General features: G+C 57.6%; 10 protein-coding genes. 3 read left to right on the forward strand and 7 right to left on the reverse strand.

The window, feature by feature from the left end:
• The first annotated feature begins 71 nt into the window (after nt 1-71).
• From AC1DN9_RS04265 to AC1DN9_RS04275, 3 genes are all read left to right on the forward strand, one after another.
• Nucleotides 72-6,098, forward strand: a complete 6,027-nt coding sequence (locus AC1DN9_RS04265; RefSeq protein WP_478097607.1) for a glycosyltransferase — start codon at nt 72-74, stop codon at nt 6,096-6,098.
• Between the two features lie 253 nt (nt 6,099-6,351).
• On the forward strand, nt 6,352-6,603 hold the full coding sequence (locus AC1DN9_RS04270; protein WP_478097609.1) for a hypothetical protein: 252 nt from the start codon (nt 6,352-6,354) through the stop codon (nt 6,601-6,603).
• 1 nt (nt 6,604) lies between these two features.
• Nucleotides 6,605-7,354, forward strand: a complete 750-nt coding sequence (locus AC1DN9_RS04275; RefSeq protein WP_478097611.1) for a TylF/MycF/NovP-related O-methyltransferase — start codon at nt 6,605-6,607, stop codon at nt 7,352-7,354.
• A gap of 555 nt (nt 7,355-7,909) precedes the next feature.
• Here the strand turns inward: AC1DN9_RS04275 and AC1DN9_RS04280 are convergent.
• The 7 genes from AC1DN9_RS04280 to AC1DN9_RS04310 form a co-directional block, all read right to left on the reverse strand.
• Complete coding sequence (locus AC1DN9_RS04280; protein WP_478097612.1) at nt 7,910-8,926, reverse strand: class I SAM-dependent methyltransferase; 1,017 nt, start codon at nt 8,924-8,926, stop codon at nt 7,910-7,912.
• Between the two features lie 44 nt (nt 8,927-8,970).
• Entirely contained in the window at nt 8,971-10,008 is a 1,038-nt protein-coding gene (gene gmd, locus AC1DN9_RS04285) for a GDP-mannose 4,6-dehydratase (RefSeq protein ID WP_478097614.1), read from the reverse strand.
• Nucleotides 10,009-10,083: 75 nt separating this feature from the next.
• Complete coding sequence (locus tag AC1DN9_RS04290) at nt 10,084-11,565, reverse strand: glycosyltransferase family 2 protein (protein WP_478097615.1); 1,482 nt, start codon at nt 11,563-11,565, stop codon at nt 10,084-10,086.
• On the reverse strand, nt 11,549-14,095 hold the full coding sequence (locus tag AC1DN9_RS04295; RefSeq protein ID WP_478097617.1) for a glycosyltransferase: 2,547 nt from the start codon (nt 14,093-14,095) through the stop codon (nt 11,549-11,551). Before AC1DN9_RS04295 ends, AC1DN9_RS04290 begins: the two co-directional genes overlap by 17 nt.
• The gene (locus tag AC1DN9_RS04300; protein WP_478097619.1) at nt 14,088-14,828 is read right to left on the reverse strand and encodes an ABC transporter ATP-binding protein; all 741 of its coding nucleotides are present in this window, start codon (nt 14,826-14,828) and stop codon (nt 14,088-14,090) included. Before AC1DN9_RS04300 ends, AC1DN9_RS04295 begins: the two co-directional genes overlap by 8 nt.
• Nucleotides 14,829-14,834: 6 nt before the next feature.
• Complete coding sequence (locus AC1DN9_RS04305) at nt 14,835-15,638, reverse strand: ABC transporter permease (protein ID WP_478097621.1); 804 nt, start codon at nt 15,636-15,638, stop codon at nt 14,835-14,837.
• A complete protein-coding gene (locus AC1DN9_RS04310) occupies nt 15,635-17,053 on the reverse strand; it encodes a mannose-1-phosphate guanylyltransferase/mannose-6-phosphate isomerase (RefSeq protein WP_478098128.1) in 1,419 nt (472 codons plus the stop codon). Before AC1DN9_RS04310 ends, AC1DN9_RS04305 begins: the two co-directional genes overlap by 4 nt.
• Between the last annotated feature and the right edge of the window lie 287 nt (nt 17,054-17,340).

A 17,340-nucleotide genomic window follows, 5' to 3' on the forward strand; every position in this document is an offset into this window, starting at 1 on the left:
CTAGCTCTTCGTCTGAGCAAGTTCCTAAAACGGTCAGCGCCATGCGTACTTTCTAGATGGAAGGTTTGGTAGTGAACGAACTCGCGTACTGGCTCAAGGGGGAGAAGGATCAGAATTTCGGCGACTACTTGACGGAGTATCTCGTCGATCATTTATTCCTTCGTACCGCCCGCGACGCTTCACAGATCCGATTGATTGGTAGTTTCCTGCATAACTGGCATATTGATGGTGCCGCGAAGCAAGCGGAGTCCAACCAAGTCAGGCGCCTCAGAACCAATTTGGTGGCTTGGGGTGGTGGCATCCGCGAGCGTGGTGGGCTCAGCCCCGAAAATCAAAAGCTAGTGGAAATCCTGTCAGTTCGAGGGCCAGTATCTGCCAGTGAATTGCGACTAGGCGCGGAAATTCCGCTAGGAGATCCCGCGCTTTTGTTGCCCGCGCTCTACGGGCCGGTCGGTCGCGAAAAGTTCAGCGGAAAATCTATCTGCGTCCCTCATTTCAATGACCGACGCTCAGACCATGAACTGCTGGAAATTAGCCGCGCGGATTTGGTGCTGCGTCCCAACATCGAAGGCTCCAATGAGGCTATAGAAGCATTCATCAACGCCCTGTGCTCTGCGAGCTTTGTGCTTTCTTCCTCGCTTCATGCTGCGATCGTTGCAGCGGCCTACGCGCGCCCATTTGCTTTTTGGGATCCTGGATTCCTTGATGTTCCGCTGAAATGGCAAGACTTTGCAGAATCGGTGGGCATCTCAACCGTCTTTGTGACTACCGTGACGGACGGCGTCGAGCACTACGAAGGAAACATACTGCCCAGAATTCGGCTTCCCTCCATGTGGGGTGCTCTGGCTGTGGCACCCTATCTATTGCGTCCAGATGCTCTTCTCAAGATTGTCAGGCGAGAATCGGCGCAGGTGCACGACCTCAACATCATGCGCGCCGAATTGGACGCGAAGATCTCGCTCTTTATGCAACGCTCTTCCCATTTCGATGCCATCGCCAGCGAATCGCTGGGATTGGTTGATGCCTCGTGGCGTCGGGAGGATGAAGTACGCGAACGTATGAAAGAGACCGCCAGTTTGCTTCGGGAGCGCGATGCCCGCATTGGCGCACTCCTGCAGGAGGTCTCGCAAGCCGCAAGCCGTGCCAATCGATTCGCGCAGGTAGTATTAGATCGCGATACGCGTATTCGGGAACTCGAACAGACCGTTTTAAATAGGGGCAAATCGGTCGAGGCGCTTGAGCACCAGGTGGGTTTGACTCGCCAGGAAGCGGTAAGCGCACAGGGCATCATCGCTGAGTTGCGGCGGCAAGAGCACTTGGCTTGCCGACGGGCAGCTGATGCACTGGGCGCTATCGACGAGCTACGGCGGCAAGAGCAGTTGGCTCGCCAAGACGCAGCTGATGCGCACGGCGTTATCTATGAGATGCGGCGCTCGCGCTCATGGCGACTTACTCGGCCTTATCGCGCAATTGGTGCCGCGATCAAAAAACCGTTCAAGGCATTGGCTGCGTCTGGCATCCTTTTTCGAAGCGCACTCGCATTGTTGCTGTTCCTTCCGGCCACGGTCTATTGCGGTGGCTTCCGGAAGGTGTTCAGTACGTGGCGGCGAGTTCCAAATTTCGCTGCGACAGTCCTCGGCGCTGAGAGCGAGATTCGGGAACAACTCCTAAGAAGGTCGCGTTGGTTCCGGCGGTTGACGTTCCTGAGCTATTCGTTGGGACGAAGAGTCTTTCTCGCGGGCAGTGTGTCTCGTGCAGTTCGCAATGCGTTGCGCATCATGCGGACCGAGGGACTAGGAGGAGTTCTTACCCGCATCTACGAAACAGTTCCTCGGGCCGATTCGCCGGCTTCGCCCTTCGCAGCGGAGTTCACGGGAGGCGACATGGAAATAGGAGGTGCACAAGATCAGGCCGCCATCGCACGCCGCGTGCTCGTGTTGGATTACCGTGTTCCGCGCGGTGATACGTCCTCGGGCGAACTCGCAACTGTCGGCATACTGCGCGATCTGGTTGCACTGGGCTACGAAGTAGTTTTCGCTCCGACCGATATGGCGCCTTCGCCTAAATACGAAACTGAACTGCGCGGTTACGGCGTCGAGGTCATCACTAGCGCATGCGGTTTCGAGAGCATGGCGCAGTATGTCGAGCGCCATGCTGCTCGCTTCGGAGTTTTCTACATCGTGCGGATTGACGTCGCGGAGAACACTCTAGTCTGGATGCGAAGCAAGGCGCCAAGTGCGCGAGTGATCTTTCATGCGTCGGATTTGCACTTTCTTCGCGGCACGCGCGAGGCGCAGATATTCACAGATCCGGCCATGGTCGCTCGCGCTGAAGAAACGCTCCGGCACGAACTCGCGATGATGCGTCAATCGGACCACGTTGCTATTGTCAGGCCCGCGGAACTCCCTGTCTTGCGCAGGGAACTTTCGCAAGCCAAACCTGTTTCGGTTTTTTCCGCTTTGTATGCGCCGATCGTGGACGAACCGCGTGGATTTGCCGAACGGCGCAACATATTTTTCCTTGGCGGATTTGGCCATGCACCGAACATCAGTGCAGTCCATTGGTTCGTGAATGAGGTATGGCCGCTCATTCGGGCGGCTCTGCCTGAAGTTATGTTTCGAATTGTTGGCGCGGATGCGCCCGACACCGTGGTTGCGTTGGGCCAGATCCCAGGCGTTGAAGTCGTAGGCTTCGTAGAGGACCTGCAGCCGGTTCTTGAATCGCACAGGGTCGGCGTTGCTCCACTGTTTTATGGTGCCGGGATCAAAGGCAAGCTGGCCATGAGCATGGGGGCTGGCATTCCATGCGTTTGCACCGAGATCGCCGCTGAAGGCATGGATATCGAGAACAACGTGCATTCGTTGATCGAAAACCAGGCGCAACGCTTCGCGGAAGCCGTCATCCTGCTGTACGAGGACGAGGTGCTCTGGAGTCGCCTGTCTCGCAAAGGGCAGGAACTGGTGCGAGCTCGTTTCAGCGATGCGGCGAATCGAGGTTCATTGCTCAAGGTTCTCAACGAGGCCCGTGCGCTGCCGATTCCATTATTTCAAGCATTCTGCGAGAACTCGCGTTCCACGTCGATTCCAAGTCTCGCACCCGAGACTCCTGTCGAGGTCACGATAATTGTTCCGGTCTTCAACAAGTGGTCGCGCACGCGAGCTTGCCTCACGTCTATCGTTCAGGCGAGTTCAGGGCGTGGCCTGTCATATGAGGTGATTCTTGCTGACGAAGGCTCGACTGACGATACGATGCGCGCACGAGAACTGGTTCCCGGTCTGCGCGTAATACGATCGTCATCTGGTGTCGGATTCCTGTCCAACTGCAATCACGCCACGCAGCATGCGCGTGGTCAGCATATTTTGCTGCTGAGTAATGAGACCATCGTGCTACCGGGCTGGCTCGAGGCGCTATACCGAACGATGAATTTGGACCCTTCGATCGCTATCGTCGGATCCAAGCTTTTGTATCCGAGCGGACGAATTCAGGAGGCGGGTGGTGGGCTGCTGTCGACTGGCGATGGTGTCACTATTGGACGCTGGCTTTTCAACGGGAGCGTCCCGTCCCCGGTTGAGAGAGATGAGCCGGTATTCAATTTCGAGCGTGAAACAGACTTTTTGTCTGGCGCTTGCGTATTGATACGTGGCCTCTTCTGGCGGGAGGTCGGCGGATTCGACGAGCGATACGGCGACACCCACTGTGGGAGCGCCGACCTGGCCATGAAGGCACGCACTCGAGGCTTTAGGGTGGTCTATGAGCCCGCCTCAGAGGTTGTTCATTTCGAACGCCAGGGCCACGCCGGAGAGCCCGCCGCGCCCGCAATCAAACTGGAACGCCCGAACAAAGGCTTGCTTATGGAAAAGTGGGGGCAAATCTTGGCGCGTGACCATCTCCCGGCCGGTTCCGACTGGCACTTGGTGGCAGCGCGCGGCGAGCGAACGATTCCGCCTTCGACATTGGCGCGACGCAAGTCGTCCGGGTCGAGAAATATCCTGTACTTCAGCCCGTTTCCTTCCCATCCGAGCAACCATGGCAATCAGGCAACGATTCAGCAATTTGGAAAACGCTTTCAGATGCTCGGGCATAGGGTTCACTTTGCCCTGCTTCAAAGCGGTATCTTTGACACGGACGCCCAGCGAGCAATGGCTGAGGCGTGGGACACCTTTGATATCCTCCCGAATAGCCGCCCCTTGTGGGCGGACGGTTCACCGATCTCTTACGACGGTTGGTATCAGGACGGTCTGGGTGAACACATTCGGGCGTTGTGTGCGCGCTACGATATCGATGTTGTGTTTTGCTCTTACGTGTTCCAGTCGAAGATGCTGGAGTATGTGCCCTCCCATGTACTCCGGGTGATCGACACACACGACAAGATGGGCGGTCGCTACGACATGCTGCGCGCTCGCGGTCTGCCTGTCGAATTTTTCTCTTGCACACTGGAGGAGGAGGGAGCCTATCTGCGCCGCGCAGACGTGGTGATTGCGCGACGCGAAGAGGAGGCTAACTACTTCAACCAAGTAACTGGCACGAATTCTTCATTGGTGGTGCCGCATTTCGAAGCGCCGCGGTTTGCGGACCGCCGCTTCCGGTCGCTCCGCAGGGTTGCCATCGTGGCTAGTGCAAACAGAATCAATCTCTCCATAGTGCAGGAGTTCCTTCATGCGATCGACACCGCCCTCGAGAGACGGGAGTGCCCCTTCATCGTCGCTATCGCAGGTCAGGTTAGAGACATGGTGCCCATGCTGCCAGAGGAAGACTCGGCGTTCTTCAGAAGGCCCTGGGTGCGATTGCTCGGATTCGTATCGGATATCGAGGGGTTCTATGGTGAAGCAGATTTGGTAGTGTCTCCAGTCACCATCGGAACCGGAATCAATGTTAAGACAGTGCAGGCGATGGCCTACGGGATGCCGTTGCTGTCCACGGAACTGGGCAGCAAGGGTATAGAGACCGATGAACCTTTGCATCGTCTGGACAACCCGGATTCGCTGGCGCGTGAGTTGCTGCGATTGGTTGACGAACCGGCGGAACTTGACCGGCTGGCCGCAGTGAGTCGTACTGCCTATCAGCGCTTCTTCGATGCGAGCCAACTCGCTATCCAGAACCTGTTCGCAACAGTCCCACACGTGACACCAGGGGATTTCAGCCCATTTTTCATGACCAGTCACGACGCTTGGAATTCTGGCGTCGATCGTGCGGCCCGTTTTGCGGCTCAAAGTGAGATCGAGCGGCACATTCAAGCGGCGGGCGGATCGATCTTGATCCGCGCACAGTGCTGTCTATGTGGTGTTGTCCGGATGTCGTGTGCGCATCAACCAGACAGCGCGCGCACTGCAACCCGGAGACCGCTCGTCAACTGGAGTGAAAGCCTCGTATGTTCAGGGTGCGGATTGAATAGTCGAATGCGCGCTGCAACTCATTTGATCTTCAACAACGCGGCGATCAGCCCCGAGTCCACCGTCCACATCATGGAGAAATCCACTAGTTTGTTCCATGCAATCCGGAGCCGCTTACCGAAGCTCACAGGATCGGAATTTCCTGGAGACCGATGTGCCCTTGGGAGCGAGGTGAGTGGTGTCCAAAATGAGGACCTGACTCGGTTGCCTTTTGAAGATGCCTCGCAAGATGCAGTTCTGAGTTTTGACGTGCTGGAGCACATTCCGAACTATCGAGACGCTTTGAGGGAGGTGTTTCGCTGCCTGCGGCCCGGCGGAGTCTTCATCGCTACCGCACTTTTCGATCCAGATTCACTGGACACCACGATCCGAGCGGAAATCAATCCGGATGGGGATGTTCGGCGCATCTTGCCGCACAAATACAACGGCGACCCTATCAACTCCGAGCAGAGGATCCTTTGTTTTCAATCATTTGGGTGGGACATGCTGGAAGAGATGAGGCACGTCGGCTTCGTGAATGTGGCTATCGTCGATTGTTGGAGCCTTGTGTTTGGTTATCTTGGTGACGTTCTCGCAATCGTCGCGGCCAAGCCAGGAACCGCGGCCGCCGAGTTTTTTAAATTCGGGAACGCATCGATCCAGCAAAATGTTGGGCTTCGTCCCCCGGAGAGTTTTCAATGGGAACAGAGGGCAATGACCAGGCAATGATCCAGTGATCATCCGAGCCCGCCACTTCCGGCTTGGCCTCGAAGGAAGGGGCGGAGGCATCCCTGTTCCGCGATGTTCGAGGAAGCCGCGCCCTACTGACGCCCCGACTTCAAGTTCTTCGAGAGCATTCGAACTCATGCGGGTCGCGAAATTGGCAAGGGTCCTTATTTAGAGGAAGTATTCACCAGCCTTGCTGCTCAGAGGAATCAATTTTTGCATTGGAGGATCGATCGAGGTTATATTGTTCTCCGTGATGCAGCAAGTGGTCAGTCCTTGCGCGAGTGTAGTTCCGGCGATGCTGCTTCGTGCATCCAAGGATCTGGGTATTGATCTCGAATCGTCCTTCGACGATCGGAATTCCGATGTTCTTGCCGCATCGGAGGCTGCGATAGAGACCCGCTGGCTATTGGCGGCGTCCGATGGGGTATCAGCGCGGCCTCGGCGGTCAGCAGAAATGATTGCATCGCAGACGGAAGTGATGCGCTATCTAAATTATGGAGAATGAAATGAGTATGAACTATGAGGATCTGAGTACCCAATATTTTGGTCACCGACTCTCGCGCGATGTGAGAAGCATGAAGATGTTCTCGGTCTATGGCGATAATAGTAATTATTTCCAAAAATGCTATGAAGTCCTCCTTTCTGTAGAATATCAATGTATTCAAGACCTGATCCGCGACCTCAGGGCGCAGTTTGTTCCAGGTGCTTTCGCAGAGTTTGGAATTTTTCAAGGAGCTTGGATTAACAGGCTCTATGAAATGACAGAGGCTGAAAATCTATCTGATCGGCTAATTTATGGATTCGACAGTTTTAAAGGGTTGTCGGCACCGAGTCCCACGCACGACATTTCATTCTGGAAGGAGGGTATGTATGCAGCTTCTGTGGAGGAAGTCCGCGCAAACGTACACGCGTTATCGCGCCCCAGAATCAAGTTGGTAGAAGGATTTTTTAGCGAGTCCCTGAAATCAATCGAAGCCACCTCCTTGGGAGATATAGCCTTTGCTCGCATTGATTGCGACATCTACGAACCAGCCAAACAATGCCTGGAGTATTTATCCAATCGATTGGTTCACGGCTCCCTCCTAGTATTTGACGACTGGACCCACGACTATGAAGTCGGCGAAGGAAGAGCATTTGCTGAGTGGATTTCTACCGTTCCTCATCTTGAATTCAAATTCTTGTTCCTCGGGCCCTGGGATCATCTTCATCTGAGAGTGCTGCATAGGGGGCGTCCTGACACATTCCTGACCGTTTAGTGACTGCGGCTCGACTGACTGGGCGTTCCAGTTTTATCGGAGCGAGAAGGCCTGTTGACGGTGGGCTGAAGTCGCGTGTAATCGGTGCAAGGGCGCGTGCGGAATTGATGGCAACACTCCTTCATTTCTTGTGCCTTCGGTATTTGTTAGTGTGATGGATCAACCGGTCGAATACGCAGCTTCGAACCGCCCACAAGGGGTGTCTATCTAGACGCGTACCCGCATAAAACTTAGTCGAGGGCTCTCCTGCTTGGCAGATTGGCGGGGATAGGGTGCGTGTAAAAAACGGGCCCATCTATAGGGTATCGCAGAATGCGAACGACAGGGGCGCACTGTATCGTGGTGTCCCTCGGTTGTTTCGTTTGCAATGGCTTACACAAGTGTTTCCGCAGCCACGCCGCGACGGCGACCGACGACCTGATCGCTAGACTCCGAGTTCGGCGCTGATCCTGGGCATACTTAATGAAGATAGGATTTGGGCGCGTTGAGATTCAGTCTGTTGAATATCCTGCCGCTACTGCATTTGCCGATTTTTTTGAATTGATGCTCGATGCGCTATCGGAACAAGGCTTTCAGGCGCTTAAAGTAGCCTGATCCCTCAACTATTGATGGTTCTGTCTGACGGGTTCTCCCCGTTGCCTGAAGGCGTTGCGCGCAATCCGCGCGACTGAGCTCCAACTCCGCCTGAAGGCTCTGAGCCCATTTCGCGCGATTGAGAGATTCGGCCTGAAAGAAATACGAGCGTGCGGACTCGAACGCGGCTGAATAAAGGATGCCAGCCGCCTCTAGGAGTTGCTTGTTTGCCGGAATTGGATTGTAGAAGCGCTCGTTCATGAGCATCGGTTCAGCGGAGGGTGAGTATTCCGCGATAAAGGCAAAGGACATCCCGGGCAACTCCGACAGGCGGAAACCGTGCGGTTCGAACAGCTTGCGCAATCCATCGAATCCATACGAGACGATGTGGCCGCGCCGACGCGGATCCAGATAGCCGGGATCTTCGTGCTTTACCAGTTCAGGCATGCCTGTGTTGAACAACCAAAGCGAATCTTTTGCGCTCACCGTGGCAAGGCCGGCGACGAGTTGGTCCAGCATCCGTGGCGTCAGGTGTTCAACGACCTCGATGCAGACTCCCGCGTCGAACTTCTGCTGAAGATCCGAAACATTGCCGATCGTGTAATTGGGATGACTGCTGCGCTCATCGGGCGGGAACATCTCCACCGCGTGGAACATTTCCGCATGGTCTGGGAACCACTTTGCGAACTGGTCGAGAAGCAGGCCTGGTCCAGCCCCAACATCCAAGAACTTTCTGACTTCTCGTCGCGCATAAAGCATCGCCTCGCCGAATCGGACCAAGCCGACAGTATGTGCCCGCTGTTGAGCCGCCTCTTGTTCGCTGAGCCAATAGTCCTCGTCGTACTCACGTGGTGATGAGCCTTGATCCATCGCCAGCAAGACCTCAGGCTCGATGAATATTGAACTGCAAACGCCGCAGCTGTAGTACGGATAGCCGTCCACTTCGCGAAAGGGAGCGCTCGAATTTGGGGCGATGCATACGGGACAGTCAATATTCATCTTGTTTTCTCGGTGGTCGCAGCAGTGGGTCATCTTCGGTCATCTCAAAACGTGCGCCCTTCAGCGTTACGTCGCAGGTCGGCCTCCACCATCATCTTGCATAGCTGCTCCACGGTGGTCTTGGGCTCCCAGCCGAGTTTCTGCGTGGCACGAGCCGGGTTGCCGATCAGAATATCGACTTCGGCCGGCCGATAGAACTTCGGGTTCACCTTCACAAGCGTTCTCCCCGTCGCGACGTCGATGCCGACCTCATCTTGCTCGCCTCCTTCAAAGCGCAATTCGTAGCCAGCCGCCTTGAATGCCATATCAACAAATTTCCGGACCGTCTCCGAGTGGTTTGTGGCAAGGACGAAAGTGTCTGGCTCTGGCGCCTGCAGCATCATCCACATGCCTTCCACGTACTCCCTGGCAAAGCCCCAGTCGCGCTTAGCGCCGAGATTGCCAAGTTCCAGGACGTCGAGTTTGTCGAGCTTGATCTTTGCAACTCCGTCAGTGATTTTTCTGGTCACGAACTCGCGCCCGCGCAAGGGGCTTTCGTGGTTGAACAAGATGCCGCTGGCCCCGAAGATGTCGTAGCTCTCGCGGTAGTTGATCGTCATCCAATGTGCGAAGAGCTTGGCAACGCCATAAGGGCTGCGCGGATAAAAAGGGGTCTCTTCGACCTGGGGGATGGCCTGCACCTTGCCAAACATTTCGGACGTCGACGCTTGATAGAACCGGATCTTGCGGTTGGTTAAGCGGATTGCCTCCAGCAAATGCAGCGCGCCCATGGCGGTGATCTGCGCCGTCGCGTCTGGCTGGGTGAAGCTGACACCGACGAAGCTTTGTGCCGCGAGGTTGTAGACCTCATCCGGCGCGGCGTCCTTGATCAGCGTGAGCGAGCTGCCAAGGTCGGTCAGGTCGTATTCGACAAGATGCAGGTTGGGATGATTGTGAATTCCTAGTTCTTCGATGCGCCAGAAATTGACCGAACTTGTGCGACGGTACGTGCCGTAGACCACGTAGTCCTTGGAGAGCAACAACTCTGCCAGGTACGCGCCGTCCTGGCCGGTGATTCCTGTGACAACAGCACGTTTACGCATGAGGATCCTTTTCTCGATCAAGCTGGAAATTGGGCCGGCCGGAGTTTGCCGGGGGATGTGCACGATTCTGGGCGATCAACCAGCGCTTTGCCACCATTCGCCTTGCAATGGCGCTGGCTGGATGATGTGGTGATTTCTGGATAGCCGGGGGTTATACGAGGGATCCGACCGAAGAAACTCCCCCCAACGTTGCAGGAAACGTGCAAGCTCGCTCGCCGGCCAGGTTGCGGTGCCGCGCGATCCCTTCTCGTGGTGAATGAACTGAGCATGGGGCGTGTAGACAATCCTGTATCCAAGCATGCGCAGTTTGAGACAGAGGTCGACATCGTTGAAATCCAGCCGAAAGGCCTCATCGAAACCGCCGACCTCATCGAGCAAGCTCTTTCGCGTTGCAAATACCGCGCCTGTCACCATCGACCATTCCCGGTGCACCAGGCCCCAATCCTGGTAGGTGGGCGCAGACGCGGGTTCGCCGATCCAGGCGTGCGTGCATAGTCCAAATACGCCACCCGGCATTCCGGCATGCTGAATACGTCCGTCCGGATAGAGGAGGCGCGCCCCAACGCCTCCGACGTTCGACTGTACGGAAAAGCTCAGAAGCGCCTGGAGCCAGTCGGGTGAACAGATCGTCAGGTCATCGTTCATGAGGACGACGTGCTCGGTCTCTGAGTGGCGCCACAGGGCGTTCATCTTGGCTGCATAGTTGAAGGGCTCGCCGACTGCCCGCAGCGTGTGAATGCGCCGCAAATGGAACGGCCATCTGCGGTCGGCGTATATCGATACGTCGTCTACATCATCGCCGACCAGGACGTGGAGCTTGTCCATCGGAAAGCTTGATGTCGCGACGCTATCGAGAAACGCAATGATGAATGGATCAGTGCGGCCTCCCGTTGGGACGCCGCCCGAGGACTGGCGCGTCGGCACAACCAAAGTGACGTCGGGAATCTCGGCGAAAGTCTTGTCGATGCGTAAGCTGTGATTCGTCAAGCCGCGCTGCACTTCGAAGGCTTCCGAGGCCGAGTTCGACCCATTGTCCCTGATGGCCGCCATGCGGTCCTCGATCCGCGCGCGAGGGCGCGTCCCGGGAAAACTCGCGAGCACCTCCGGGATCCGCGCAATGGCCACGCCTGCCGCGTGGGCGCGTAGCAGAACGTCGAAGCAAGCTGCGGTTGTCCTGGTGATATTGATTGCCCCGATGCGTCTCGCTGCGTTTGCTCGAATAAAAAGTGGGAGACCGATGTAATCGTCGGCGAGCAGTAGGGTGAGATCCCAATCCGGCTTCAGGGCCAGATCGAAGCCATGTGCCGAGCCGTTGCAGACGACATCGTCACCGTAGAAGATTCCAACGTCCGGTCGTTCTTGTCCTGTCCTCGCGAGAAGATCGAGCATGTCTGGACGAATATGGGCACCTTTCGGCGCAACGATGAACCATTCTCCGCTTGACGCACCAGCGTCGAAGATGGCCGTCTCCTCGGGCAGGAACGTGCCGTCCGCCTCGGTCAGGATCAGATGAAATCCGTCGCGCTTCAGCTGCGCCCATTCATTCCGCGAGTTCATGTTGGGCGCTCCCTGCCACTGGTATTTGGTAGAAGCCGCTTGGCAACAGCGTAGCCAGACTGTCCGCCATTCTCTGTGCGACTGCCGCGCTTGACAGCCGTTCGCGGACGCGCCGGCGAGCGGCTTCGCCCATCTTTGCATCGCCGATCTCGACCTGTTCGGCAGCGGCGTGCAACACGTCGACCAGCGCGTCTTCATCTACGCTTGCCCACGTATTGCCACTCTCGTATGCGCCATGGTCGTCCTCAAGTGCCTTCAATTGATATGCGACGGGATAACCGCACGTCGCGTCGAGGAAATCGCGCGTGCCGCTATAGTTTGTCGCGACGACCAGCTTGCCCTGCGCCATCGCCTCTGCGACGGTTAGCCCGAAACCTTCCGCGCAATGGGGTGATGCGTAAATGTCCGCCTGGGCACTCAACGCGCGCATTGCCTCGCTGTCGAGCGACTTGTCGAGCATGATGACGCCGGGAGTGCGACTCACCAGATCGATCAGCGGGCGGCCCTGGCTTTCCGAATCCGATACGTGCTTCGTCTTCAGTACCAGTTTCCAACCCTTGGCTTGCAAGCCCGTTCTGCCGAATGCACGAACGAGCGCGAAAGGATTCTTCCTTACGAGATAGCTGCTGCCGTCAAAGATGTAGAGGATGGTCCGGTCTGTGGGCCGCGAGCCTTCGGCCGAGAACTCCGACGCCACAATGGGCTTCACCGGGACGACGTACGGGACCACGTGGACTGGTACGTCAACTGCCTTTGCGAACGCGTCCGCGCAGTACTGACTCGGAGCCCAGATCGCGTCGACTTCATTCATGACGCCAAGCCAGCTTGCGGGAACCGTGGGTGTCTCCCAGACCCACAAGCCGATGCGAAGGCGCGCTTTGCGGATGACATTCAGCTGTGCCTGGGTCAACAAGGAATCCCAGCCATCGGGATTCAGCTGTACCAGAGCGACGTCGGCGTCGCCGCTGAAGTCGCAGATATCGATGGGTGGCGCGATCTGCCGATGCACGTGGAAAGGACGCTTGATGGGATGCAGATTGGTCAAGAAGCCTGAGCGCCGAAGCGCAGAAATGTATGAGCGGCTGGCGACGCCCAGGCCATTGTCATAGTTCCACGGTGCAATGAGCGCGACGCGAGCGCGTGCGGGCAGCGCTTCGACCGGCACGCCCGGAGTGGATGAGAGGGGGGCCTCGATGAACGGGGAACCACGCTCGGCGAGTTCCCGCCATTCCGGAATCGTCGGATCGCACGGGCTTTGGCGAGAGAAGATCGCGCTGCACTCGAGTCCTGCCGAGCGCATATGCTGCGTGAGGCGAATAGCGAGCTGATTGCTCGCCTCGGCGGAGTCATCGACTATCGGGATCTGATCTAGGAAGCCCTGGAATGCGACGCTCGCGAGTGCGCTCCTCTTCAGAGCCAGGAATGCGCCCTGCAGGCTTGCGCGCAGTTCGTCAGTGGTCAGGCCGATGATGTCGGCAGCGCTTCTGCGTATCTCGGTCAGGAGGAGGTTGAGGTCGTTTTGGTTGGGCGGACCGAGGAGATTGTCATTCAACAGATACAACACGTCCGCATCAAACAAGTCCGGCCGCAGCTTCAGCACGTGCGACCAAGCTGCGAAGGCATCGCCCTCGTCGCGCCTGACGAAAAGTCCTGAGACGCAGGACAGCAGGCTTGGCGGGGGGTCAAATGTCTCGGCGGTCGCAACGATCAGGGTGACTCGGATGCCGTTGTTGCGCAGGCTGTTGAGGTAGTGCGCAACCTGCGAGGGGAGTTCACCGCCCTGCGAGCGACAGACAAGGAGCGCTGCTTCCGATGATCCAGTTGGTGGCCGAATGCAGAGAATTTCGGTGCGCGTGACCAGTTTCCCGCCCTGCGATGCCCGAAACAGCCGCGAAGGGCTGCGCCCTTCCGCCATGCCGATCGCAAGGAAATGGGCGAGTGGATTGATGCCGCTCTTCGCGACCTCCGGGTTCTGCTCCAAATACCAGGAGGTCGAAAAATGGGCTGATGGATCGCGCCCTTCGGAGGCGCCAAGCGCCGCATAGTGCAGCATAGGAATCTCGCCGCTGGCATCGACATCAGAGTAAGTACCGAGATACCACCTCCCGTCGAAGAACGCGTTTGGGCTGTTCTCCCGGTGTTCCAGGTAGTGGAGGAGCGGATTGACGTGGAGCCCCTTCAGCCGCGGGTTGCTCGCGAAGTACCAACTGCCATCGAAAAGCGGATGCGGGTTGCGACTCTCCGATGCGCCCACGTAAACGTAGTGGCGCAGGGGGCCGCCCCTGAATCCGGAGACGTCTGGGTATCGCGCGCGATAGAAGTCAGGGTCGAAAGCGCGAGAATTGCTCAGCAGCGCGATCGCCTTGCGTGCGTCGACGTACCTCTTGAGTTCGGTCCGTGCACGATCCCATTGCAACGTCAGAAGAAGTCTGGCAACTCCGAGCGCCTGCCGGGATACTTCCCTGAGGCGCAGGAACCGATCGGACCCGCGTCGAAGGGGTTGCCCCTCTCGGCCGTCGGAGTTAGCCATTGACCTCTGCAGGGATCGACGGTTCCGTTCGTTCACTTGCCACAATCCGTCCGTGCTCCATATGGATCACTCGATTGCATTCTTTCGCAATCAACGCGGGTGAATGCGATGCAAGCACAAGGATCCCGGATTTCGAGACCACATCCTTCATGCGCTTTTCCGCCTTCTCGGTGAACTCGGCATCGCCAACGGAAAGCCATTCGTCCATCAGAAGGATATCGGCCTCCACGCTGGTCGAAATCGAGAACGCCAGTCGCATCATCATGCCGGTCGAGTAGGTCCGTACGGGCATGTTGACGTATTCGCCCAGCCCGCTGAACTCGCAGATGGACGGCGTGAGGTCGTCGATCTGCTTCTTGCTCATGCCCATCACGAGGCCGCGGAGCATGATGTTCTCAATGCCTGTCGCATCGGCCTCGATGCCGAGCGATGGATCGATGAGGCTCGACACGGTGCCCTCACGCACAAACTCGCCATGAGTCGGCTCATAAACGCCTGCCAGCGTTCGCAGCAGCGTGGATTTTCCCGCGCCGTTGTGGCCGATAAGACCCAGTCGGTCTCCGCTTTTCAGCTCGAGGTCGATGTGGCTCAGGGCGCGCACCACGTTAACGCCGGTTTCCTTGCCAAAGCGGCCACCAGTCACTGACGCTGCCAGCGTTTTCTTCAACGAATTCGCGCCGGCGCCATAGATCGGGAAGTTGACCGAAACGTTCTTGAGGGAAATGAAAGCCATGTTTGCTTACAGCCAGTAGACGATTCGACGACGGTATTTGGCGAATAGGAAGCTTGAAGCGACGATGGTCGCAGCCGTCCAACCGAGGATTCCCCACCAGTTGTGCGCGTCCGCGACGCCCCCCATGAGCGGTGTTCGCAACAATTCGAGCATCTGGGCGAATGGGTTGTAAAGCATGAACCTGGCACGACCGGGAAGGCTCGTCGGCAGCCAGAAGACCGGTGTCAAGAACATCAACATCTGCATCACGCTTGTGACGATCTGCGTGACGTCGCGAAAGCGCGTGCAGACCAGCCCTAGCGCCAGACCCACTGCCTGCGCGTTGATGAGTAAGAGTAGAAAGGCTGGCACGAACAGCAAGGCTGACCACGAGAGCGAGATTCCTGCCCAGATGGCCACCGGGACATACAAAACGATCTGGTGGGCAAACTGGATGATGTTGCGCGCCATGCTGCGCCACACGAAAAGGCTGATCGGAAAATAGCCTTGCTTGAGGTAGTTCGCTGAATTGATGAACGCGTTGCATGCGTCCGTCACCATGCTGGAAAAGAAGGTCCAGAACACGATGCCGAGAGCCAGATGCGGGAAGAACTTCGAGAGTTCGGTTCCGAATAGCGAGCTGTAGAGCGGCCCCATCCCGCCGATCATTGCGCCCATGCTTAACGTGAGCCATAGCGGCCCCAGCATGGAGCGGCGATAGCGCAGGACAATGTCGAACCAGGCAAGAGTCCACCAGATGTCTGTGCGGCGCGTGCCCTCCCACCAGTCAGCCCAAGCGGTACGGTGCAAATTGGAATGTGCCTGGCTCATGCGCGTCCGTAGGTATCCGCGAGCCGCACGATGTCGTCTTCGCCGAGGTAGGCGCCGCATTGAACTTCGATGAGCACGAGTTCGTCTTCACCAATATTTGTCAATCTGTGTTTCTCTTTGAGGGGGATGTACCGGTATTCGCCGGGTGACGTGCGGTATTCGGTTTCTCCGACCTGAACCATGGCGCTTCCCTGCACGACGACCCAGTGTTCTGCCCGCTGGTGATGGTATTGGAGTGAAAGCGCCTCGCCTGGCTTCACCGTGATGCGCTTGACCTTGTATCCGTTTTCTTCTTTGAGGGACGCATACGTGCCCCACGGGCGGCGTACGACGGCAGGCAGGTGAACGGTCTCGTGCTTGCGGGCATTCAGGGCATCGACGATTCGCCTTACGTCTTGTGCACTGTCCTTGTGTGCCACGAGAAGTGCATCCGGCGTGTCGACAATGATCAGATCGTGCACACCGAGGGTGGCCACCACTTTGGGACCGTGGCTGTCGACTTGCACATGCGTGCCCGTGGTATCGAGCGCAACGACGTCCAGCGGCATCGTGTTGCCATTGGCGTCGCCAGGATGGGCCTTCGCGACCGACGGCCAAGAGCCGACGTCGCTCCAGCCGAACTTTGCCGGCACCACATGGACATTGTCGGCGCGCTCCATCACCGCATAGTCGATGCTGATGTCTGGCTGCAGGCCGAAGGTGCGCAAGTCGAATTGGACAGTGTTGCCCGCGGCGTTCGAGGAGTCGAGCGCACGGCGGGCGGCGGCCAGAACCTCCGGTGCGTGTCGTTCGAATGCCGCGAGGATGGCGTCCGCGGTGAAGCAGAACATGCCGCTGTTCCAGTAGTACCGGCCGGTCGCGAGGTATTCCTGCGCGGTTTGCTGGTCCGGCTTTTCCACGAAGCGCCTGGCGGGTTGGCTGTCGCGCGACACCTTGTCCACCTCAACGTACCCGAAACTGGTCTCGGGGCTGGTCGGACTGATGCCGAACACCACGAGAGAACCCTGCGCCGCGAGTCGGAAGGCCTGGCTCGCGCTGGCAACGAAGGCTTCGACATCGGACACCAGATGGTCGGCCGAAAGGACGAGCATCACCGTGTCGCCACTGAATTGCTTGACGCACTGGAGCGCCGCGAGCGCAATGGCGGGCCCGGTATTGCGGCCCTTGGGTTCCAGAAGCATCGTCGCATCGGGCGGATCCGACATTTGCCGCAACACGTCTTTGGTGAGGAACAGGTGGTCCTTGTTGGTCACCACCATCAGATCGCCGGTCCCGCATGCCTGCCCCCGCTCAATCGCCTGCTGGAGCAAGGTCGAACCACCCAGCTTCATGAAGGGCTTGGGAAAGGCTTGGCGCGAGGCGGGCCAAAGGCGGGAGCCTGTGCCTCCCGCGAGCACGACTGAAAGCAAGCGCATTTTTTGGGGGGTGTTAAGAGGGGAGATAATTTTACCGACCCGGTTGTCGGGAAAACTCAAGCAGAACCGCAATCGGTCCTTTTGCCGAAAAGCACACGCGAAACCACGATCTTGCCAGTCCTTTCAAGAAATGCGCCAACTCCCCGCATCAAGTTTCGCGTTTTCCATCCAGGAAAAGACCGTCGTGCCGAGTAAGCCGACCACTTCCACGCATTTGTGAAACCTGTACTTCCTTCCGTCTCGCTCGAGCCGCAATCGGCCTCCGGGGGGCGTACCCCGGGCCGCAT

The organism is Variovorax sp. 05L425 (assembly GCF_056397705.1).